This is a genomic window from Dinoroseobacter sp. PD6, from assembly GCF_028807315.1.
In the GTDB taxonomy this organism is placed as follows: Bacteria; Pseudomonadota; Alphaproteobacteria; order Rhodobacterales; family Rhodobacteraceae; genus Dinoroseobacter; species Dinoroseobacter shibae.
Map to the genome: position 1 here is coordinate 316,102 of NZ_JARAMN010000003.1, position 20,582 is coordinate 336,683.

Here is a 20,582-nt window from a genome sequence, read left to right on the forward strand (position 1 = left end):
AACTCATTTCAGGAAATCTACAGGTTTCGCCAGGTGGTTTCCAGACAATCCTGCGTTAGAACGGCAAGCGATCCCGCAGGCCGGCAAGGCTCATCGCGCCCAAGAGCAGCGGCGCGCGTAGGGCCGCGCCGCCGGGAAAGGGCGCGTGGGGCAGGGCGGCAAGCTGGTTGAACCGCTCCGGCGCCCCCGCGGCGGCCTCCGCCATCGCCTTGCCGAAGAGCAGCGACAGCGCCACGCCATGGCCCGAATACCCGCCTGCCGAAAATACCCGGGGCGAGACCTTGCGCGCAAACGGCAGGCGGCTGCGGGTGATCGCGAGCGTTCCGCCCCAGGCGTAATCGATCCCGATCCCGCGCAACTGCGGGAAGATCCGCTCGAGCGGTCCGCGCACCTTGGCGGCGATATCCGGCGTGAACCGGTAGCGATAGCTTTCGCCGCCCCCGAACAGGAGCCGCCCGTCCGGCGCGCGGCGGAAATAGTTGACCACGAACTTGTTGTCGGCGACCGCATGCCCCTCGGGCAGGATCGCATCCGCGTCCGGGCCGAGCGGTTCGGTCGCGACCATGTAGGAGTTGATCGGCATGACATGAGCTGCGGTCGCGCTGTCCAGGCCGCCGATATACCCGTTCCCGGCGAGGATGACCTGCTCGGCCGCGATGGTGGCAGCGTCCGTGGTCACGACCACATGGGGCCCTGCATCCGCGACGCTGCGTACCTGGGAGCCTTCGAAGATCTGCGCCCCCGCGACCTGCGCCAGATCGGCAAGCCCCAGAACCAGCTTGAGCGGGTTCAGGTGCGCCGCCCCGGCGTCGAGCACACCGCCCGCGTAAACCGCGCTGCCCACCAACGCGGCGATCCGGTCCCGGTCCAGTGGCGTGACCCCGTCATATCCCACTGCCGCCTGCACATGGGCGGCCTCCGCGTGATACCCGGCCACGTCTCCGGCGCGGTCCGTGGCATAGATCACCCCGGCTCGCAGATCACAGTCGAGGCCTCGCGCGACCAATTCATCGACCAGCTTCCGCGCTTCGCGAGCCAGCGCCCACTGGGCGTGGGCGGTCTCGCGGCCATAGCGCGCCTCCAGCGTGCTCAGATCCAGCCGGGGACCGGAGGCGACCTGCCCCCCGTTGCGCCCCGACGCGCCGAACCCGACCCTCTGGGCGTCGAGGACCACCACGTCATAGCCGCGCTGGGCGAGGTGCAGGGCCGCCGACAGCCCGGTATATCCGCCCCCCACGATGCAAATATCCGTATGGATCGGCCCCTGTGCTGCCGGCAGGGCGGGGCGCGCGGGCACCGTGCTGGCGTAATAGCTTGGCGGGTAGGCCCCGTCCCGATCATTGGCGCGCAGCAGGTCCATTCACACGTTCAGAAGCAGATGCTCCCGCTCCCAGGGTGAGATCACTTGCAGGAATTCGGTGTATTCGTGGCGCTTGACGATCTCGTAGACCCGGCAGAATTCCGGCCCGAGAATATCGTGCACCGCGGTCGCCTCGGAAAACAGGTCCAGCGCCGCGCCAAGCTCCGGGGCGAGGTCCTCGGACCCGGAATAGGCATCGCCCACATATTGCGGCTTCGGCGGTTTCTCGGCCAGCAGGCCGAGATAGCCGCAGGCGAGCGAAGCCGCGATGCCCAGGTACGGGTTGCAATCCATGCCTGCCAGCCGGTTCTCCACCCGCCGGGCGGCCGGGTTGGCCACCGGCACCCGCAGACCCGCCGTACGGTTGTCCCGCGCCCATTCTAGGTTTATGGGGGCGGCATTTTCCGGGACATACCGCCGGTAGCTGTTCACATAAGGCGCATAGAGCGGAACCACATCGCCCAGATGGCTCTGCAACCCGGCGATGAAATGCTGAAAGGCGGGGGTCTCGGTGCCGTCCGGCGCGGTGAAGATGTTCTCCCCCGTGGCGATGTCGGTCACCGAATGGTGGATATGCATGGCCGAGCCCGGCTCGTCCTGGATCGGCTTGGCCATGAAGGTGGCGAAACAGTCATGTCGCAGCGCCGCCTCCCGGATCAGCCTTTTGAAATAGAACACCTCGTCGGCCAGCTTCAGCGGATCGCCATGGCGCAGGTTGATCTCGATCTGGCCGGCGCCGCCCTCCTGGGTGATGCCGTCGATCTCCAGCCCCTGGGCCTCGGCGAAATCGTAGATATCGTCGATCACCGGGCCGTACTCGTCCACCGCGGACATGGAATAGGCCTGCCGGGCCGCCGCGCGCCGCCCGGTGCGCCCCATGGGCGGCTGGATCGCTATGGCCGGATCGATGTTGCGCGCCGTGAGGTAGAATTCCATCTCCGGCGCGACCACGGGTTTCCAGCCCCGCGCCTTGTAGAGCGCGATCACCCGCTTGAGCACGTTGCGCGGGGCCACCGGCATGGGCGCGCCGGACTGGTCCTCGATGTCGTGGATGATCTGCAAGGTCCAGTCGGCGGTCCAGGGCGCCGGGGTCGCGGTGCTGAAATCGGGTTTCAGAACCATGTCGGGCTCGGTGAACCCGTCGAGCGCCGCCTCCGCCCAGCCGCCGGTAATGGTCTGGAAAAAGATCGAATTGGGCAGATAGAACGACATCTGCCGCGCGAACTTGGCCGCGGGCATCGCCTTGCCGCGGGCCACGCCCGCAAGGTCGGCCACGATGCATTCCACCTCGTCGAGGCGCCGCCCTTCGAGGTAGGCGCGGGCGGGTTCGGGCACGCTGGCGAGCATCCGCTCAAGCGGCGTTTCGGCCATGTTTGGGGGTCCTGTCCATGAGGAAAAAGGCGGCGATGGCCTTGGCGATCGCCATGTTGTCGATCGGTTGATCGAGTTGGAGGGCCGCGGTGTCCAGCTGGCTGGCGGGTACGTTGTCGACTGCACGCTGGGAGGTCAGAAGGGCCGACAGAACCTCGGGCGTGAACTCGGGATGGGGCTGCACGCTCCAGGCCCGGGTGCCATAGATCAGCCCGGCATGTTTGCAGAATGCGTTCGACATGAAGGTCTGCGCATCGGCCGGCGGCTCGGTCACCTGGTCGCGGTGCCAGGCATTGAGATGCAGCGCCCCCATATCCTCGGCGTAATAACTCTGCCGCCCGACCGCCCATCCGCCCGCAAAGGGCAAGACCTCGCCGCCGAAGGCCTTTGCGAGAATCTGATGGCCGAAGCAGATGCCGACCATCGGCACATGGGCGACATAGGCGGCGCGGATGAACTGCTCCAGCTTCGGGATGAAGTCATGCGCCTCGTAGGCCCCGTGGCGGGAGCCCGAGATCAGCCACCCCTCCTGCGCGTCCGGGCCGGGCGGAAACTCGAGGTTTTCGACGTCATAGGTGGTGAAGGTGAACCCGTGCCCGGTTAGAAGCGTGGGATACAACCGTTCATACCCGCCGTGCTGCTCACGCACCTCGTCGGGCGGCTGTCCACATTGGAGAATGCCGATGTCCATCTTGGCTCAGTTGTTTCCCACCTTCAGCCTAGCCTCAATTTTTCCGATCCCGCAAGCGTGTCCTGCGGTCAACGGACCAATTGTGGGCGCAGGCGCAGTTTCGGCCGCACATGGGGCGCGAGATGGCGGTTGAGCCGACGGTTGATAAGGCTGAACACGAAGATCACCGCCAGGGTCAGCAGGATGAAATAGAACGCCACGATGGGGTAGGGGATGAACGGGTTGAAGGTCTTGTCCGCGAAATACTGCGCGTAATAGAGCGCATCGCCGCGCTGCTGAAACGCGGGAAAGCCCGCGAAAAACACCAGCGTCGTGGCATGGAACAGGAAGATCGCCTCGTTGGTATAGGACGGCCAGGCCAGCCGCAGCATGGTGGGCCAGGTCACCCGGCGGAACTTCGTCCACCCGGCCAGCCCGTAGGCATCCGCCGCCTCCAGATCGCCCTTGGGCACCGAGCGCAGCGCGCCGTAGAAAATCTCGCCCGCATAGGCCGAGGTGTTCAGGAACAGGACCACCAGCGCCCCCGCCCAGGCCGAGGTGAACGGGTCGAAGGCGGGCGAGACCGCCTTGAGCTGGATGAACAGGAAATAGGCGAGGAAGAACTGGATGAAGAGCGGCGAGCCCCGGAACACGAAGATGAACCAGTCCGCGGGCACCCGCAGCACCGCGCGGTCCGACGCCTTGCCCAGGGCCACCGCCGTGGCGAGGAAAAATCCGAACAGCAACGCGAAAGCCCCGAAATACACGTTCCAGATCAGGCCCGACCCGATCAGGGTGAACTGCTCGCACAGGGTGAAATCCGACCGCGGCAGCAGCCGCTCGCCATGGCCGATCGACCGCAGCGCATAGTCCTGAACCGTCTGCCAGCAGCTCATGTCGCGGGCGCCTTGCGCTGGGCTTCCCCGGCCATGGTGGCTTGACCGTGGCTCAACCGCCGCATCAGACGCGCAAAGATGCGTTCAGACACCGAGGTCAGGGCGAGGTAGAACACCAGCAGACCCAGGAAATACCACAGCCGCCAGTCGCCATGGGGATAATCCGAGAACCGCGCGCTCTGCACCCCGCCGAGCTCCCGCGCCCAATAGACGATGTCCTCGATCCCCAACAGGAACAGAAGCGGCGTCGCCTTCACCAGGATCTGCCACAGGTTGGACAGGCCCGGCAGTGCATAGACCCACATCTGCGGCACCAGGATCCGCCAGAACGCCTGCCGCCTGGTCATGCCATAGGCCTCGGCCGTCTCGATCTGTGCCCGCGGCACCGCGGTCATCGCGCCGTAAAGGACGTTCGCCGCGAAGGCCCCGAACACCACCGCAAAGGCGATCACCGCCAAGGTGAAGCCATAGGTCTCATGCACCCATTGCGGGCTCGTGGACAAAGGCAGCTTGGCCTCGGCGCAGACCACGAAATCGTTGCCCTGCCGGACGGCCTGCGTCCAGTCGGGGCATTTCCAATGGTGACGCAGGTATTCGAGCCCCTGGTCCAGCGCGATGGGCACAAAGAGGAAGAAGGCGATGTCCGGGATGCCCCGCACCATCGAGGTATAGCCCTTGCCGAGCCCGCGCAGCGGCGCAATCTGGGACCGCGCCGCGATCGCCCCGCCGAACCCCAGAAAGAGTGCGGCAGGCGCCGTCACCGCCAGAAGCAGCATCACCGTCCCGAAACTGCCGTAAAAAGCCATGTGCTTGCCCGTGGTCAGGTAACACGACAGCCAGGTCAGGCCGGACAGCGTCGATGGATCTGCGCAATAGGCGAACATCTGGGGAAAAGGCGTCCTTGAAATACGGCCAGAGGCGGGCAGGGACCCGGCGCACCGGGTCCCGCCACGTCAGATCAGAACAGGGCCGAGCCCGGCAGCCATTTCGCGATCAGCGCATTGAGCGAGCCGTCGTCCTTCATGGACTGGATCGCCGCGTCGAACTTGGCGCGCAGCTCTGGATCGCTCTCGCGCAGGCCCATGCCGATGCCACCGCCGAGCAGCACATCCTCGCCCACGAACACCAGGTCCGCGTTCTCGCTCACGAAGGGTTCGAGGAACGCCTTGTCCGCCAGCACTGCGTCGGCTTCGCCGTTGCGCACCGCTGCCACGGTCTCGTCCGGCGAGGCGAACTCGATCAGGGTCGCGCCGGTGCTGGCGATATGGCTCGCCTGGATCGTGCCGGTCTGGGCCGCGATCACGCCGCCCTCCAGGTCCACGTCTTCCGACAGCCCCATGAAGGCCGAGGGGTCGGGCTGCGTGTAGTTCTGGGTGAAGTCGATGACCTCGTCGCGCTCGTCGGTGATCGACATGCCCGCGATGATCGTGTCGTAGTTCCCCGACACCAGGTTCGGGATGATCGAATCCCAGTCATTGGTGACCCATTCGCAGGTCAGCTCGGCGCGTGCGCACAACTCGTCGCCCAGCTCGCGTTCGAACCCGTCGACCTCGCCCGCGTCGTTGAGGAAGTTGTACGGAGGATAGGCGCCCTCGGTGCCCATGCGGACCGTTGTTCCGTCGCTCGCGGCAAAGGCGGCGCCAGCCATCAGCGTGGCCAGGGCGGTGCCGAAGATCAGTGTTTTCATGTGGTGTGTCTCCCCAAAAAAGACGTAGTGATTGATTGTCATGCTGGCGCTGTTGCGCTCAGAAACTGTTTCAGACGCGCCGATTTCGGCTGTCCGAACAGAATATCGGGCGGGCCCTCTTCCTCGATCAGGCCCTGGTGGAGGAATACAACGTGATCGGAGACATCGGCCGCAAGCCGCATGTCATGGGTCACGATCAGCATGGTGCGTCCCTCGGCGGCGAGGTCCTTGATGACCTTCACCACTTCCTGCTCCAGTTCGGGGTCGAGCGCGGAGGTCGGCTCATCGAACAGCAGCGCCTTGGGCTCCATCGCCAGGCCACGGGCAATGGCCGCGCGCTGCTGCTGGCCGCCCGAAAGCTGCGCGGGATAGGCATCGCACTTGTCGCCGATCCCCACCTTGTCGAGCAGGGCGCGCGCCCGCGCCTCGACCTCTTTGGGCGGCTCGCCCAGCACCGTCACCGGCGCTTCCATCACGTTTTCAAGGATTGTCATATGGGCCCAGAGGTTGAATTGCTGGAACACCATGGACAGGTTTGTCCGGATCCGGATCACCTGTTTCTTGTCCGCAGGCCGGCGGTCCAGACCGCTGCCGGTCCAGGTGACCGGCTCTCCGCAGAACAACACGTCGCCCCGCTGGCTGTCCTCCAGCAGGTTGCAGCACCGCAGCAACGTGGACTTGCCCGACCCCGAGGAGCCGATCAGGGACACGACATCCCCCCGCTCGGCACGGATGCTGACCCCCTTCAACACCTCCAGGGCGCCATAGGCCTTGTGCAAATCCCTTATCTCGATCACCGGAACGGTTGGCTCTGTCACGGTCTGCGCTCTCTGCTGGTCGTCGCAAAGTAGGAGCCAGTTTGACCGGGATTGCAATGGGGCGGCGGGATTGACGCTAGGAAACCCGGTGATTTTCTGACCATTTGCCCGGCTTGCGGGCGATGCGGGCCCGCTGGTACAGGGGCCGAAGCAGCCTGCAAGGCTCAGGCGCCGGCTTCGACCCGCTGCCGGGCCAATGCACTGTCGCGATCGTTCACGCCCAGCAGGTTGGCCGTGAGCCGCAGGAGCGAATCCTCCTCCGGGTCGCGCACCCCGTCCGCAAGCACCACGCCCCACAGGGCTTCGATCACCGCGGTCCGGTCCTCGTAGGGCACGCCATCCTTGATCGCGCGGGTGAAGCGCACCGTGTCGGGGGCCTGCGCCTCCAGCGCCTCGGCATCGCCGCGCATCTTCGTCGCCTCGAAGGGGGACAGACCGTGCCGTTTCGCGAGGATCTTGTCGATCCGGGCCTTCTCGGCCTCGGCATAATCCCCGTCCGACCGGGCGATACGCACCAGCAGGGCCGCGAGCGCGAGCCGGGCATCGGGTTCCGGGAAGGCTTCGGGCGCGGGCGCCGTCAGGCGCTTGAGCAAATCACCAAACATGCAGGGGATATAGCCTTTGGAGCGGACATGGAAAAGGGCGCGGTCGACCGCGCCCTTGGAAAGCTGCAGCGGCCCGGGATCAGGCCAGAACGATGTTGGTCGCGCTCTCGCGGCCGTCACGGCCGGCTTCGATGTCGAAGGTCACCTTCTGGTTGTCCTTCAGGCCGGTCAGCCCGGCGCGCTCCACGGCAGAGATGTGCACGAACACATCGCGGCTGCCGCCATCGGGGGCAATGAACCCGTAACCCTTCGTTTCGTTGAACCATTTCACGGTGCCAGTGGCCATCCGATTTCTCCTTGGTGTGGCTGCCCGCGGAGGTGCGGCAGCTTCGGCGTCAGTGGTAGCATGTCGAAACTGAAGCCATCGGGAGACAGTGGATCGAAGTGCGGAACCGTTCGCACACTGGAATTGAGCACGGTCCGGCAAGATTGCAAGAGGTTTTTGCACTGACTTGACAGGCCAGACACGATGATGGGGACTTGGGCGGAAACCTGCAGGAGGCCGTCATGGCGCCCAACCCCCCGGAAACCCCTGATGAAACCCCGAAGGGCGCGTTGACCCTGCGTACCCTTGCGATGCCCGCGGATGTGAACGTGAACGGTGACATTTTCGGCGGCTGGGTGCTCAGCCAGATGGACATCGCCGCCGGGATCGTGGCCGGCGAACGGGCGCAGGGGCGGGTGGCGACCGTGGCCATCGATGCCATGAAATTCATCCGCCCCGTGAAGGTCGGCGACGTGCTGTGCATCTATGCCGAGATCGAGCGGGTCGGTCGAAGTTCCATGGGCGTGGCGCTGGAGGCCTGGGTGCTGCGCGGCCGGATCGGGGCGCGGGAAAAGGTCACCGAAGCCCTGTTCACCTTCGTCGCCATCGACGAGGAGGGCCGGACCCGCCCCGTCCCGAAACCGCAGGCCTAGCGCGCGGCACCCGCAATGGCGTCGCCCGCCTCGGAAACATCCTGTCCGATCCCCTCCACCGTGTTGCAGGCGGACAAAAGGAGCGGGGTGGCGAGAAGAAGGGCAAGCGCAACACTGCGGATCATGGGAGCCTCATGGAGAACGTTTTGCCGGATTTAGCCGCAGTCCCGGCGTGCTGACAAGGGCTGGCCCCTCAAAGGGCCGCCCAATCGTCGAAGCGGAACGGCGGCGCGTCTTGCGAAGGATGCGACGGCGGGGCGGGTTGCGGGGCGGGGCGTGTCATGGTGTGTCCTGTGGTTGCGTGACCTCGATATGGGCACGACGTGCTCCAAAGCGATGGGTATTGCAAGGATATCGCGCAGCCGTGAGGCGGGGTCGCGGATTTGTGAGCGGCCGAAAGAAATCAAGAGGCTCCGCGCGGCACCCGGTCGGTTGATCCCGCGGTATGCCTGACGGGGCCGTGATCCAGCGGCGCGCGCTGCGCGCGCATACCTGCGGCCAGTGCCGGGCCGATGCTGAAGGGGGGCGCTGCCCCCGGCCGCGCTGCGCGCGCCTCCCCCGGAGTATTTTCACACAAATGAAGATGCGGACGAGGCCTGCGGGCTTACGTCTCGACATATCTCCCGGTGGCGCGCGGAGCGCCGCGGGGGCCGCGCCTTTCCCAAGGGTCAGAAGTCGAACAGCTCCATCAGGAAGCTTTCCTTCTTCTTGCGCTTGGGGCCCCGTCCACCCGGATAGTCGTCGTCGAATCCACGGGTCGGCTGCGGCGCCGCGGCGGGGACGGAGCGTTCGATGATCTTGTCCAACTCCCCCCGATCGAGCCAGACCCCCCGGCAGCTTGGGCAGTAGTCGATCTCGACCCCGCTGCGGTCGGTCATCACGAGCTCGGTTCCGTCGATCGGGCATTTCATGGGCGTCTCTCCGTTTGTTCCTTTTACAGATGGGATCGGAGCGTCCCATGAAAAGACCTCACTCGAACATCTCCATGATCTCCCGGTGCAGCGCCTCCACCTCGGCCACGGCGGCGCCCTTGCGGGCGGCCTCCTGCGCGCCGAGGCCCTGACCCAGGGTCTCGGCATAGACGATGCGGTTGGCCAGGTGCGCGTCCGCCAGGTCCGCGGCGGTCTGGCCCGCGGCCTCGGCCACCTCGGCGCCCAGGCGCGTGCCCGCCCGGGTCCGGTTCAGCACCAGCAGCGTCGGCTTGCCCACCCGGTCCGCGAGATCCAGTACCCCTTCGGTCGCCCACAGATCCAAATGGGAGGTCGCCACCGGCACCACCACCAGGTCCGCGGCGCGCAGGGCGGGCTTGAGATCGCTGTCCACCTTGGGCGGCGTGTCGATGATCACCAGGTCGCAGGCCTTCGACAGCTTGCCCACCTCATAGCCCACCCCCCAGGCCGAGGCGGTGGAGAACTCCATGTCCGGAACCCCCTCCAGCCGCTCCAGCCGGGTCATGAACCACCGGCCCAGCGAGCCCTGGGGGTCGGTGTCGATCAGCGCCACGCTCTGGCCCGCCCGCAACCCCGCCACCGCGAGATTGACCGCCAGCGTGGTCTTGCCCGACCCGCCCTTTTGCTGTGCCACGGTTATGATCTTGCCTGTCATCTCTGTCCCCTGCGCTCCACAGGACACAATTTGCGGTGATTCCGAACCAGACGCACGCGAAATGTGGGAGGGCACTGGACAGGCGGGTGAATTTGTCGGGAATTTGGGCGGGACATGACACGGCTTGGTCTCCTCCTGCTGCCTCTTCTGCTCGCCGCACCCGTTCAGGCCGGACCCTGGCCGCAACCGGACGGGCAGGTCTTCGTGTCCGGAACGGTCGAACACGCTGGCGGCGATGACTGGGTCGGCACCGGCTATGGCGAGTACGGTCTGACCCAGAACATCACCCTGGGCTTCGACAGTTCGGTCACGGCCTTCGTGGGCGAGGGCTACGTGTTCCTGCGCTACCCGATTCTGCAATCGGACGGACCGAACCGGTTCGCGGTCCTGGGCGGGGTGGGGGCCTCGGGCAATCTCGAACGCGGGGTTCAGCCGCTCTGGGTGATCGGGGCGAGCTGGGGCAGGGGGCTGCAATACCCGTTCGGAAACGGTTGGGCCGCGGTGGATGCCAGCATCCGCTTCCGCGAGGAAAACAGCTTCGCCAGCACGCGGTTGACCAAGCTCGACGCCACGATCGGCTGGCAGCGCGACAATCGCGACCTCGCCATCCTGCAGATCCAGACCTCCGAAGAGCGCGGGCAGGACGCGCTGATCAAGTTCGCGCCGAGCTATGTGTGGCACTTCACCGACTGGTTCCAGCTGGAAACAGGCGTGACCGTGCCCCTGGCCGGGGACGACGTGGCCAAGGTCAAGATCGGGGTCTGGTCGCAGTTCTAGGAGCCGCGCTCAACCGGGCGTGTCGAACACGGCCGCCACGTCGTAGAGCACCGGCTCGAAGCTGCGGCACATGTCGCTGATCTTGCGATTGCGCGCGCGCATCTCGTCGCTGCGCAGCATGGCCTGGAAATCCTCCCGCCGGGCCCATTGGCTGTAATTGGCGATCCGGGTCTGGGCGTCGTTCACATGCAACCCGGCGGAGATGAAGCCGGGTTGCTTCGAGATGAAACTGGCATAGGCGTCGGTCAATTCTTCGAGCAGGTCCTGGCAGGTGCCGGGCGTCACCTCGAAGGTGGTCAGAACGGTTTGCTGGTTCGTTGTCTTGGCAATCTGGGGCATGTCGGGGTCTCCTCCCCCGACAGCCTAGACCCAATTCCGTCCCTTTGGCTAGCGGATCACATGGACCGAGCAGGGGGCGTGCCGCACCACGCGGCTGGCGGTGGAGCCGAGGAAGAAATCCTGCAACCCGGGCTTGTGGGACGAGATCACGATGCAGTCGACGCCGTGGGTGGTGGCATAGTCCACCAGGGTCGCGCCCGAATGCCCGGTCACGACCTTGACCGTAACGTCCTCGGGCATTCCCAGCTCGGTGGCGAGCGCCGTCTCGAATTCCTCGATCCGGTGCGCGGTATGGTCCTCGGGCAGGTACTGGGTGGCATAGCTCGGCAGCGCTTCGAGCACGTAGAGCGCCGTCACCTGTGCCCCTTCGGCGCACAGCGCCCGGCCAAGGGCCAAGGCATCCTTGCCGGTTTCCGCATGGTCGATATCGACCGCTACCATCACATGTTTGTACATAAGATTGGTCCTTGTCTCAGGTGTTTGGCTCCGCGACACTGCTATCAAGTCCGGGCGGCGCGCGCCTTGATTGAAATCATGATCCGGAATTCAGCCATGCCTGACAAGATCAATCCGATCCGCGACACCGACGCCAAGGCCCGCGATCTCGCACGCGGGCTCATCGCGGGGGCGCGCTTCGGGGCGCTGGCGGCACTGGACCCGGCGACCGGTGCCCCGGTGGTCACGCGCATCGCGGTCGGGCTCGATCCGGCGGGCCATCCCCTGACGCTGGTCTCCGAGCTGTCGCACCACACCAGGGCGCTGGAGGCCGATGCCCGCTGCTCGCTTCTTCTGGGGGAGCCGGGGCCCAAGGGCGACCCGCTCACCCATCCCCGGATCACGCTCCAGGCCACCGCCGCCTTCACCCGCCACGGCACGCCGGACTACGCGGTCTTGCGCGATCACTACCTGCAAACCCATCCCAAGGCGCAGCTCTACATTGATTTCACGGATTTCCACTTCGCCCGGTTCCAGGTGAGCGGTGCCGCGCTCAATGGCGGCTTCGGCAAGGCCTACACCCTGACGCCCGCCGATCTCGGCCTCGGCTGAGGGGGCTCACCAGCCCTCGGTGCCCGGCCCGCCCTTGACGATGCCGCGCAGGTTCGAGGTCACCCAGCCGCCATAGAAGGTGCCGGGTTGCTCGCTCGCCAATTCGTCGCCCACGAAACAGGCCTCCATCCGTTCCGGATAGAACGCCACGTAATCCTTGAGGGCCGCGAAGCGCGCGGTCGGGGCGCTGTAGCTCCAGGCGGCCTTGTGGCTCACCATCCGGTCGGCCTTCACGTCGAAATACCGCGCGCGCCCCTTCCATTCGCAAAACGAGCTGCCCGGCGCCGGCACCAGGGCGGTCTTCAGGATATCCTCGGGCGGGAAGTAATAGGTCGGCGCGTGATGGGTCTCCAGAACCCGCAGGCCCTTCACCGTCTCGGCCACCACCATCCCCGAGAACACCACGCGCAAACGCACGCCCACCGGCTCGAGGGCCGGTGGGCGCGGGTAGTCCTGAACGTCTTCTATGGCGAGTTCGGTCACGCAGGCCTGTCATGTTCGGGAGGGTGGCAATGCACGTCTTTGCCCGACCCTAACACGCGCGCGCGACCGATACCACGGCCCAGACCCCGCCCCGACCCGGGCTCAGACGGGCCGATCCGCGCGCACGGTCACATGCACGGTGCCCTTGCACGGTTCGGGCCAGTTCAGCCGCACCTGGTCGCGCTCCGGCCCGTGGTTGAAGTTCATCGTCGGCATCGCATAGACCAGCCGCCCGGTGTCGTCGGTGATGTTGCCCTCGGCGATCACCCCGGTGACGAACCGCGCCCGCCCCTCGAAGGGCAGGTAGCCATCGGTGTCCAGCACCCATTGCTGCGCCTCGGTGTTCTGCTCCAGTGGCAGGGTCACCGGGTTCACCGTGATCCGGGTGATCGCGTTATAGGCATTGGCGTCGAAGGTGACGTTCCGCGTGCGGCCCACATCCAGCGGCGCGATGGAGGCATCCACCCCCTCGACCCGGTCGATCTCGCCATTGATCGACTTGAACACATTGCCCGACACGCTCAGGCCCTGGATGAAATGACCCGCGCCATAGGGCTTGATCTGGATGAACCGGAACCACGGCCCGGCGCCGTTCACCGTGAAGATGTTGCCGGTGATGGTCAGCCCGCCAAAGGACAGCTCGACCCCGAAATCCGGCGTCGCGTCATGCTCGTTGGTCCATTCCAGGGTGCTGTTGTCCAGGTAGTTGCCCGTGAAGGTGGTCTTCACGTTCAGGTTGGTCAGCACGATGCCCGCCGTGCGCGGCCCGCCCAGGGTGCCATCCCCCTGGAACCAGTGGTTCCCGGTGAAGATATGGCCGGCCCCATGCACCACCATGAAATGCTTGAACCGCACCGCCCGGTTGTCGCGGATCTTGGCATCGTTGGCATTGATGTTGATCCCGATGGAGGTCCGATCGATCACGTCCTCGTCGATCTCCGGCGACAGGAACTGGCAGCGATCCACATGCAGGTTCTGACACCCCACCCCGTGCGAGGTGATCGCGCGATCCTTCGGCTTGGTGAAATCGCATTCCTCGACCGCGAACACGTCGCCATCGGGCGCCAGCAGGATGCCCGAGGCGTTCTCGTTCAGCCGCAGGTCGATATTCTGCAAGGTGAACTTGGCCAGCCGCGAGAAGCCGCTGAAATCCAGCGCATACTGGAACTTGCGGAAGGTGTAGGTCTGCGTGCCCTCCGCATCGTACAGAGGCTGGCTCAGGGTCAGCCGCCGTGCGCCCACGTTCACGTCACGGACATAGACCTCGCGGCCCACGCCCTCGCCCTCCACCAGGCTGCCGGGCTGGATCTGCGCGATGTTCTCCACATCGAACAGCTCGAAGGGCGTGTTGACCGTGTAGCTCGCCGCCGAGCTGGCCTCCACCGTGTCCCAGGCGGGGCTCGGGGCGCAGTTGAACTGCCCGTTGCGGATCACCCGGCGGATGGTCGAGGTGTCCTTGTTGCCCACCGCGGCATGGATGTCGATCGGCTCGGTCAGCGAGATCGACCGGCCCGACAGGTCCAGAACATCGTGGTCCGAGAAGTTCAGATAGGTCTGCACCGCCTTCTTGAAGGCCAGAACCTCGTCGCCGAACGCGTCGAAATAGGCGTTGAGGTTGAAATTCCGCGTCAGCGACAGCCGCTTGTTGTCGGGCATGGTCACCGTGCCCTCGAACCGGGTCTCGGCGGTCATGGTCACATGCTCGGCCAGGAAATAGAGCCCCTCGGGCACCAGCACCCGGCGCCCGTTCGCGGCCGCATCCGCGGCGATGAAGGCGGCACTGTCATCGGTCACCCCGTCGCCGCGCGCGCCGTAATCCTTGACGTCGACCCAGTCCATCATCTTGCGCAGATAGACCGTGGTCACATCCTCGATCCGGATGTCGTCGATCCGGATCAGCCCGCCATTGGGCCCGCTCAGGTCCAGCCCGAAATGCCCGTAGATCGGCGTGGTGCCCCAGGCCATGTCGACGCCGCCGCGGCTGCCCGAGCCGACGATGGCCGAGATCTCGTAGACCTCGCCGAAGCTGTCGATCGAGACCAGCGGCCCGTCCTCGACGATGCCGCCCACGCTCGCGCCGCCCGCGGCTCCGGCCCAGGCTCCGATCCGCGCATCGGGCAGCGCGCCCGACAGCACCTTGACCCGCGCCGTGATCCGCAGGTAGCAGCCCGGCAGGATCGGCGTCTCGCCCTTGTAGCGGATGCGCGTGGTGTTGTTGACCTTCTGGATTTCCAGGCAGCTGCCGAAATCCGCGTCGGACGGCACCAGCACCGCGTTCGGTGCCCCGTTCCAGGTCGCGGTCGGCGGTGTCCCATTGCCCTGGGACCACACATCCAGCCCCGCCGAAAACGGCGGCGGCATCAGATCCAAACCGTCGGTGATCGCCTTGTTCATCCGAACCCCTTTCGATTGACATACAGGCGCAGCTCACCCCGCGCGTTCTGCGCCAGGCCGAAAACCCACTGTGCTCTGTCGGAAAATGCGCCGGACGGATCCGGCATTGCGGGCAGATTACCCCGGGGGTGTTAACGCCTCGGAAACCCGGCGTACGCTCACCCCCGGCGCAACAGCAGCGAGCCGAACCCGGCCCCCACCAGCATCGTGAGCCCCACCAGGGCCAGCCCCCCCGGCAGCTCTCCGAAAAAGAGCCAGCCCAGGATCGTCGCCGCGATCAGCTGGAAATAGACGAACGGCGCCAGCTGGCCCGCCTCCGCCCGCCGGAACGCCATGACAAGCATCAGGTTGCCCAGGGTCGAGCCCGCCGCCGACCACAGAACCAGCCCCGCCACGGGCCAGCTGAACGCGGGCACCGTGCTCAGCCCGAACGGGGCCAGCACGAGCGCCGCAATGGCCACCTGCGACAGCAAGAGCGCCCGGGGCCGCGCCACATCCGCCACCCACCGGCTCGCCACCAGAAAGAGCCCGTAGAACACCCCCGCCGCCACCGCGAAGCCCAGCCCCACGGTCATCCCGAACCCCGGCTGCACCACCAAAAGCACCCCCGCGAACCCCATCAGCAGCAACAGCGTCCGCCCGGTGGACAATCGCTCCCCCAACAGCACCCCCGACAGGAAATAGGACAGGATCGGCCCGACGAAGAACGCCCCGAACACATTGGCCAGCGGCTCGGTCCTCAGCGCCGTCAGGATGCAGGCCACCCCCGCCCCGATCAGTGCTCCGCGCAGCCAGATCCGCCAATCGAGAAAGATCCGCGGCTCGAACGCCCCGGCCATGAACGGCAGCACCAGCACCACGCCCAGGGCAAACCGGCTCCAGCCCACGAAAAACGGCGACACCCCCGCGCCCACGAGCATCTTGCCCGCAGTGTCGCCCAGCGGGATCAGGCTCATGGCCAACAGCATCAGGGCAACCGTGCGCGCCATGTCGCCTCCGGGGGGCAGGGCAGGGATCAACCCCCTCCGCTTAGGGCAAAGCGGCGCAGATTGACAAGCGCGGACGCGCTCTCTTGTTCCGGCCCGATTGATGCGCTTTAGTCGGATCATGTCTGGCGCACGCACAACCAAAGGGCGAGTGATCGACCGCCGCACCCTGCTGACCGGGCTGGCCGCCCAGGCCGCGCTCTGGCCTGTCGCCGCCCGCGCGCTCGGCAGCTCGCCGCATCCCGCGCCTCGCCCCGAGGGGCTCTGGCGCCGCGCCGTGCCGGAGGCGGAACGGCTCCTGCAATCGGCGGGACTCGGCGGTCAGACCAGCTTTGCCGTGATCGACCTGCGCAGCGGCCTCGCGCTGGAATCCGTCGCCGGGCAGACGCCCCTGCCACCGGCCAGCGTCGCCAAGGCCGCCACCGCGCTCTACGGACTGCGCGTGCTGGGGCCGGAACATCGCTACACCACCCGCCTCTTGGCCACCGGTCCGATCCGCGCGGGCCGCCTCGACGGCGACCTGATTCTCGCCGGCAGCGGCGATCCCAGCCTCGATACCGCCGCCCTTGCACGCCTCGCCCGCCTGCTGCGCGCCGCCGGAGTCTCGGAGGTGACGGGCGCCCTGCGGGTGCAGGCCGACGCGCTCCCCGCGATCCGCTCCATCGACCCGGGCCAGCCCGACCACCTGGGCTACAGCCCGGCCATCGCGGGGCTCAACCTCAACTTCAACCGGGTCTATTTCGAATGGAAACGCCAGGGCAGCGATTACGCCGTCACCATGGACGCCCGCACTGGCGACCTGCGCCCGCAGGTGCGGGTGTCGTCGATGTCGGTGCAGCCCCGGGACCTGCCGATCTACACCTATGAACAGCGCGGCGAGGCCGATCACTGGACCGTCGCCCGCGGCGCGCTGGGGGCCGAAGGCGGCCGCTGGCTCCCGGTGCGCAACCCCGCCGCCTATGCTGCGGACGTGTTCCGCACGCTCTGCGGCGCGCAGGGTATCCGCGTGACCCTCGGTGCGCCCGTGACGGCCCTGCCCGAGACCGCCACGCTCATCGCCAGCCATGACAGCGAAACCCTCCCCGGACTGCTGCGCGGCATGCTGAAATACTCCACCAACATCACCGCCGAATGCATCGGCCTGACCGCCTCCAACGCCCTCGGCGCCCGCCCCGACAGCCTCGAAGCCTCCGGCGCGCAGATGGCCGCCTGGCACGGCGCCCAGCTGATGGAGGCCGGGCCGATCCGCTTTGCAGACCATTCCGGCCTCGGTGACCGCTCCCGTATCTCCAGCCTCGACATGGCCCGCCTGCTGAGCACCCACGGCACCCGAACCGCGCTCACGCCGCTGCTGAAACCCTACCTGCCACGGGATGCCAGCGGAGCGCGCATGACCGACGCCCCGGCGCAGGTGGTGGCCAAGACCGGCACGCTCAACTTCGTCTCCGGCCTCGCAGGCTACATCACGCCGCCCTCGGGCCGCGCGCTGGCCTTCGCGATCTTCTCTGCGGATATGGACCGCCGCGCCGCCCTCAGCCGCGCCGAACGCGAACGCCCCGAGGGGGGGCGCGCCTGGGCCCGCCGCGCGCGTCGTTTGCAAAACGATCTCGTCCTGCGCTGGAGCCGCCTCTACGGCGCCTGACCCCCCCGTGTCCGGGCCCACGCGTGGCCATGTCGCGCCCCGCGCCGTCGAAGACCAATGACGCCACAGGACACCTCAGCCCCGTTGACCTTGACGGCGCCCCAAGGGATCCCTCCCGACGCGCCCCGCAAACCCTGCGCTTCGGGCCATTAACCTTAACGGCCCTGCGGCAGACCGAAGGCGCCCGGGTCGGCCCCCGTGGGCCGCGCCTGCCTTCATCTGTGTGAAAATACTCCGGGGGAGGCGCGCAGCGACGGGGGCAGCGCCCCCACACGCCCGGCCTCAGGCCCCGATGCTGGTGTCGCGCAGGATCTGCACGCCGTTGATCCGCCATCCGGCCTGGTTGCGGATCATCTGGTATTCCAGCAGATGCGATCCCCCCTGGGCGTCCCGGATACGGACCCGCTGGTAGAGGCTCCCGCCGCGATCCTCCAGCTCCAGGAACCGCACCTCCGCGGGCCGCCACACCATCGGGTAGCCGTTGCGCACCATGCTGCCGAAGCGCTGCCAGGTGCCGAACATGGTCTGGATCATCGGCGAGGCATAGGAAAACGCCTCCGCGAAATCATCCGCCTTGAACGCCTCCAGCTGCGCCCCGATCACCGCCTCGATCTGCGCCGCATCGGCCCGCGCGCCCGTGGCGGCGAAGGCCAGCGCCGTTGCGAGAAAAGTCCGTCTGATCATGGAAAGTCCTCCGGGTCGCTCCGGCCCAAGACCTATCCCGAACCCGCCCCGGGTCAATCCGCGCGGCCGATGGCTCGCCCCCGAACCCTCAGGCGGCGTCCCCGATCAGCTCCCCGGCCAGCGCCCGGTCGATCAGATCCGCCGTGGCCTCGGGGCCGTAAAGCGCCGCGAACCCGCCAAAGCGCGGGCCCTCCGACGCGCCCAGCAGCACCTCGTAAAGCGCCTTGAACCAGTCGCGCAGATTGGCGAACCCGTGCAGCTTGCCGATGGCGAAACACACCGATTGCAGGTCCTCGTCCGACCCGTAATCCAGCGTGGTGACCGCACTCTCCTGGCCCGCCGCCGCGTTCTTGCGCGCGATCATATCGGCGCCGAGACCGGGGTCGCGCAGGGCCTTGGCCAGATCCGCCATCCCCGCCCGCTCCTGGTCGCTGGGCGCGCGGAAGCGGCGCGTCGGCTTGATCCGATCGTTGAAATACCGCACCGCGAAACCCGCCGCCGCGTCCAGACCCGGATGGGTCTCGGCGGTGGCCTCGGGCGCATATTTCCGGATGAACCCCCAGAGCGCATCCTTGTTCTCCGCACCCGACACCGACGCGAGGTTCAGCAGCATCGCGAACGACACCACCATGTCCGAGCCGGGCACATCCGCCCCGTGGATATGGAACACCGGGTTGTTCAGCTGCCCCTTGGCGTCCTGGCCCGGATAGGCGCGCAACTGCTGGTGATACTCGTCCACCGCCTTGGGGATCACGTCGAAATAGAGCCGCTTGGCGGTCTTGGGCTTGAGATACATGAAATATTGCAGGGATTCCGGCGCGGCATAGGTCAGCCACTCCTCCATGCTCAGCCCGTTGCCCTTGGACTTGGAAATCTTCTGCCCGTTCTCGTCGTTGAACAACTCGTAAGACAGGCTCTCGGGCGGCCGCTTGCCAAGCGCGCGACAGATCTTGCTTGACTGGGTCACACTGTCGATCAAATCCTTGCCCGACATCTCGTAATCCACGCCGAGCGCGGCCCAGCGCATGGCCCAGTCGGGCTTCCACTGCATCTTGACGTTGCCGCCCGTGACCGGGATTTCCACCCGCTCGCCATCCGGCTCCTCATAGACGATCGTCCCCTTCGCGACATTCCGCTCCAGGGTCGGGACCTGCAACACGTGACCCGTCTTGGGGCTGATCGGCAGGAAACACGAATAGGTCGCCTGCCGGTCCGCGCCCAGGGTCGGCAGCATGATCTTCTGGATCTCGTCGAACCGCTCCAGCGCCACCAGCAACATCTCGTCGAACTTGCCGGAGGTGTAATACTCCGTCGCACTCGCGAACTCGTACTCGAACCCGAAACTGTCGAGGAACTCGCACAACCGCGCATTGTTGTGCTGGGCGAACCCCGCGTGGGTGCCGAACGGGTCGCGCACCTTCGTCAGCGGCAGGTTCAGGTCCGCGCGCAGCTCCTCCTGCATGGGCACGTTTCCGGGCACCTTGCGAAACCCGTCCATGTCATCGGAAAAACAGATCAGCTTGGTGGGAATGTCGCTCAGCAATTCGAAGGCGCGGCGCACCATGGTCGTGCGCGCCACCTCCCCGAAGGTGCCGATATGCGGCAACCCGCTCGGCCCGTACCCGGTCTGGAACAGTACATGGCCCTTCTCCGGCGCGCCCTTGGCATAGCGTTTGAGCACCCGGCGCGCCTCTTCGAACGGCCAGGCCTTCGACGCCATCGCAATCTCGCGCAAACTCTCGGTCATCTGCTCTTCCTCGGGGGGCTCGGAAACGGGGCGGGCAAACCGTCACCCGCGTCCGCGCTGCCTATTGCGGGCGCGCGCGCAGGTCAATATCTAGGCCGCATGCACCCAGAAAGGACCCAGAGATGAGCACCAACCCGCTACTCAGCCCGCAAGACGCCCTGGTGGCGCTCATGGTGGCCGCCTCCGCGTCCAACGAGCATATCGAAACCTCCGAGCTGGTGAAAATCAACCAGACGATCAACCACTTGCCGATCTTCGCGGATTTCGACGCCGACCGCCTGCCGACGCTCAGCCGCGCGGTGTTCGACCTGTTCGAGGAGGAAGACGGGCTTGATGCGCTCTTCGGGCTGCTGCGCGAGGCCCTTCCGGCGGAGCTCAACGAGACCGCCTATGCGCTGGCCTGCGACGTGGTCGCCGCCGATGGCACGCTCGACGAGCCCGAGCTGCGCTTTCTCGAAGAGGTTCGGTTCGAGCTCAATGTCGACCGGCTCAACGCCGCCGCGATCGAGCGGGGCGCACGGGCGCGTCACATGACCCTGGGCTGACGCACGAA

General features: G+C 66.6%; 24 protein-coding genes. 5 read left to right on the plus strand and 19 right to left on the minus strand.

Annotation, left to right across the window (positions count from 1 at the left end; translation table 11 throughout):
- Positions 1–55: 55 nt before the first annotated feature.
- The 9 genes from PVW48_RS07200 to PVW48_RS07240 all read right to left on the minus strand — a co-directional run bounded on the left by PVW48_RS07200 (position 56) and on the right by PVW48_RS07240 (position 7,693).
- Positions 56–1,360, minus strand: a complete 1,305-nt coding sequence (locus PVW48_RS07200) for an NAD(P)/FAD-dependent oxidoreductase (protein WP_274580854.1) — start codon at positions 1,358–1,360, stop codon at positions 56–58.
- Positions 1,361–2,731 carry a glutamine synthetase family protein gene (locus tag PVW48_RS07205; RefSeq protein ID WP_012178893.1) on the minus strand — a complete coding sequence of 457 codons (1,371 nt, stop codon included), beginning with the start codon at positions 2,729–2,731 and terminating at the stop codon, positions 1,361–1,363.
- Positions 2,712–3,422 (minus strand): type 1 glutamine amidotransferase, encoded by a 711-nt coding sequence (locus PVW48_RS07210; protein ID WP_274580855.1) that lies wholly within the window; start codon positions 3,420–3,422, stop codon positions 2,712–2,714. Before PVW48_RS07210 ends, PVW48_RS07205 begins: the two co-directional genes overlap by 20 nt.
- 68 nt (positions 3,423–3,490) lie before the next feature.
- Positions 3,491–4,297, minus strand: coding sequence for an ABC transporter permease (locus PVW48_RS07215; protein WP_012178891.1), 807 nt, complete (start codon positions 4,295–4,297; stop codon positions 3,491–3,493).
- A complete protein-coding gene (locus tag PVW48_RS07220) occupies positions 4,294–5,181 on the minus strand; it encodes an ABC transporter permease (RefSeq protein ID WP_274580856.1) in 888 nt (295 codons plus the stop codon). Before PVW48_RS07220 ends, PVW48_RS07215 begins: the two co-directional genes overlap by 4 nt.
- A gap of 74 nt (positions 5,182–5,255) precedes the next feature.
- Positions 5,256–5,984 carry a transporter substrate-binding domain-containing protein gene (locus PVW48_RS07225; protein WP_274580857.1) on the minus strand — a complete coding sequence of 243 codons (729 nt, stop codon included), beginning with the start codon at positions 5,982–5,984 and terminating at the stop codon, positions 5,256–5,258.
- 38 nt (positions 5,985–6,022) lie between these two features.
- Positions 6,023–6,802, minus strand: coding sequence for an ABC transporter ATP-binding protein (locus PVW48_RS07230; RefSeq protein WP_012178888.1), 780 nt, complete (start codon positions 6,800–6,802; stop codon positions 6,023–6,025).
- Between the two features lie 164 nt (positions 6,803–6,966).
- Complete coding sequence (locus tag PVW48_RS07235) at positions 6,967–7,407, minus strand: tellurite resistance TerB family protein (protein WP_274580858.1); 441 nt, start codon at positions 7,405–7,407, stop codon at positions 6,967–6,969.
- A gap of 79 nt (positions 7,408–7,486) precedes the next feature.
- A complete protein-coding gene (locus tag PVW48_RS07240) occupies positions 7,487–7,693 on the minus strand; it encodes a cold-shock protein (protein ID WP_012178886.1) in 207 nt (68 codons plus the stop codon).
- Between the two features lie 221 nt (positions 7,694–7,914).
- On the opposite strand from PVW48_RS07240, the gene PVW48_RS07245 reads away from it, so the two are divergent.
- Positions 7,915–8,325, plus strand: a complete 411-nt coding sequence (locus tag PVW48_RS07245) for an acyl-CoA thioesterase (protein ID WP_012178885.1) — start codon at positions 7,915–7,917, stop codon at positions 8,323–8,325.
- On the opposite strand, the gene PVW48_RS07250 is transcribed toward PVW48_RS07245, so the two are convergent.
- From PVW48_RS07250 to parA, 3 genes are all read right to left on the minus strand, one after another.
- The gene (locus PVW48_RS07250; protein ID WP_083768381.1) at positions 8,322–8,450 is read right to left on the minus strand and encodes an entericidin A/B family lipoprotein; all 129 of its coding nucleotides are present in this window, start codon (positions 8,448–8,450) and stop codon (positions 8,322–8,324) included. The two genes, PVW48_RS07245 and PVW48_RS07250, sit on opposite strands and share 4 nt — an antisense overlap.
- A gap of 543 nt (positions 8,451–8,993) precedes the next feature.
- A complete protein-coding gene (locus PVW48_RS07255) occupies positions 8,994–9,236 on the minus strand; it encodes a TFIIB-type zinc ribbon-containing protein (protein ID WP_012178884.1) in 243 nt (80 codons plus the stop codon).
- A 58-nt stretch (positions 9,237–9,294) separates the two neighbouring features.
- The gene (gene parA / locus PVW48_RS07260; protein ID WP_274580859.1) at positions 9,295–9,930 is read right to left on the minus strand and encodes a ParA family partition ATPase; all 636 of its coding nucleotides are present in this window, start codon (positions 9,928–9,930) and stop codon (positions 9,295–9,297) included.
- A 114-nt stretch (positions 9,931–10,044) separates the two neighbouring features.
- Between parA and PVW48_RS07265 the strand changes: the two genes are divergently transcribed.
- Positions 10,045–10,707: a hypothetical protein gene (locus tag PVW48_RS07265; RefSeq protein WP_012178882.1), complete on the plus strand. Its 663-nt coding sequence runs from the start codon at positions 10,045–10,047 to the stop codon at positions 10,705–10,707.
- A 9-nt stretch (positions 10,708–10,716) separates the two neighbouring features.
- Here PVW48_RS07265 and PVW48_RS07270 read toward each other — a convergent pair whose 3' ends face one another.
- Both PVW48_RS07270 and PVW48_RS07275 read right to left on the minus strand, forming a co-directional pair.
- Entirely contained in the window at positions 10,717–11,046 is a 330-nt protein-coding gene (locus PVW48_RS07270) for an antibiotic biosynthesis monooxygenase family protein (protein ID WP_274580860.1), read from the minus strand.
- 48 nt (positions 11,047–11,094) lie between these two features.
- Positions 11,095–11,502 (minus strand): universal stress protein, encoded by a 408-nt coding sequence (locus PVW48_RS07275; protein ID WP_012178880.1) that lies wholly within the window; start codon positions 11,500–11,502, stop codon positions 11,095–11,097.
- Between the two features lie 96 nt (positions 11,503–11,598).
- Here PVW48_RS07275 and PVW48_RS07280 point away from each other — a divergent pair, with 96 nt between their 5' ends.
- Entirely contained in the window at positions 11,599–12,093 is a 495-nt protein-coding gene (locus tag PVW48_RS07280; RefSeq protein WP_274580861.1) for a HugZ family pyridoxamine 5'-phosphate oxidase, read from the plus strand.
- Positions 12,094–12,099: 6 nt separating this feature from the next.
- Here PVW48_RS07280 and PVW48_RS07285 read toward each other — a convergent pair whose 3' ends face one another.
- From PVW48_RS07285 to PVW48_RS07295, 3 genes are all read right to left on the minus strand, one after another.
- A complete protein-coding gene (locus PVW48_RS07285; protein ID WP_274580862.1) occupies positions 12,100–12,576 on the minus strand; it encodes a DUF427 domain-containing protein in 477 nt (158 codons plus the stop codon).
- Positions 12,577–12,678: 102 nt separating this feature from the next.
- Positions 12,679–14,970: a glycosyl hydrolase family 28-related protein gene (locus tag PVW48_RS07290; RefSeq protein ID WP_274580863.1), complete on the minus strand. Its 2,292-nt coding sequence runs from the start codon at positions 14,968–14,970 to the stop codon at positions 12,679–12,681.
- Positions 14,971–15,128: 158 nt separating this feature from the next.
- Positions 15,129–15,959 carry a DMT family transporter gene (locus PVW48_RS07295; RefSeq protein ID WP_274580864.1) on the minus strand — a complete coding sequence of 277 codons (831 nt, stop codon included), beginning with the start codon at positions 15,957–15,959 and terminating at the stop codon, positions 15,129–15,131.
- A gap of 118 nt (positions 15,960–16,077) precedes the next feature.
- Here PVW48_RS07295 and dacB point away from each other — a divergent pair, with 118 nt between their 5' ends.
- Entirely contained in the window at positions 16,078–17,598 is a 1,521-nt protein-coding gene (gene dacB, locus PVW48_RS07300) for a D-alanyl-D-alanine carboxypeptidase/D-alanyl-D-alanine endopeptidase (RefSeq protein WP_274580866.1), read from the plus strand.
- A 282-nt stretch (positions 17,599–17,880) separates the two neighbouring features.
- Here dacB and PVW48_RS07305 read toward each other — a convergent pair whose 3' ends face one another.
- Both PVW48_RS07305 and PVW48_RS07310 read right to left on the minus strand, forming a co-directional pair.
- Positions 17,881–18,282, minus strand: a complete 402-nt coding sequence (locus tag PVW48_RS07305) for a DUF4864 domain-containing protein (RefSeq protein WP_274580867.1) — start codon at positions 18,280–18,282, stop codon at positions 17,881–17,883.
- An 88-nt stretch (positions 18,283–18,370) separates the two neighbouring features.
- Positions 18,371–20,029 (minus strand): lysine--tRNA ligase, encoded by a 1,659-nt coding sequence (locus PVW48_RS07310; RefSeq protein ID WP_274580868.1) that lies wholly within the window; start codon positions 20,027–20,029, stop codon positions 18,371–18,373.
- Positions 20,030–20,151: 122 nt separating this feature from the next.
- Here PVW48_RS07310 and PVW48_RS07315 point away from each other — a divergent pair, with 122 nt between their 5' ends.
- Positions 20,152–20,574, plus strand: a complete 423-nt coding sequence (locus tag PVW48_RS07315) for a tellurite resistance TerB family protein (RefSeq protein ID WP_012178872.1) — start codon at positions 20,152–20,154, stop codon at positions 20,572–20,574.
- The last annotated feature ends 8 nt before the right edge of the window (positions 20,575–20,582 follow it).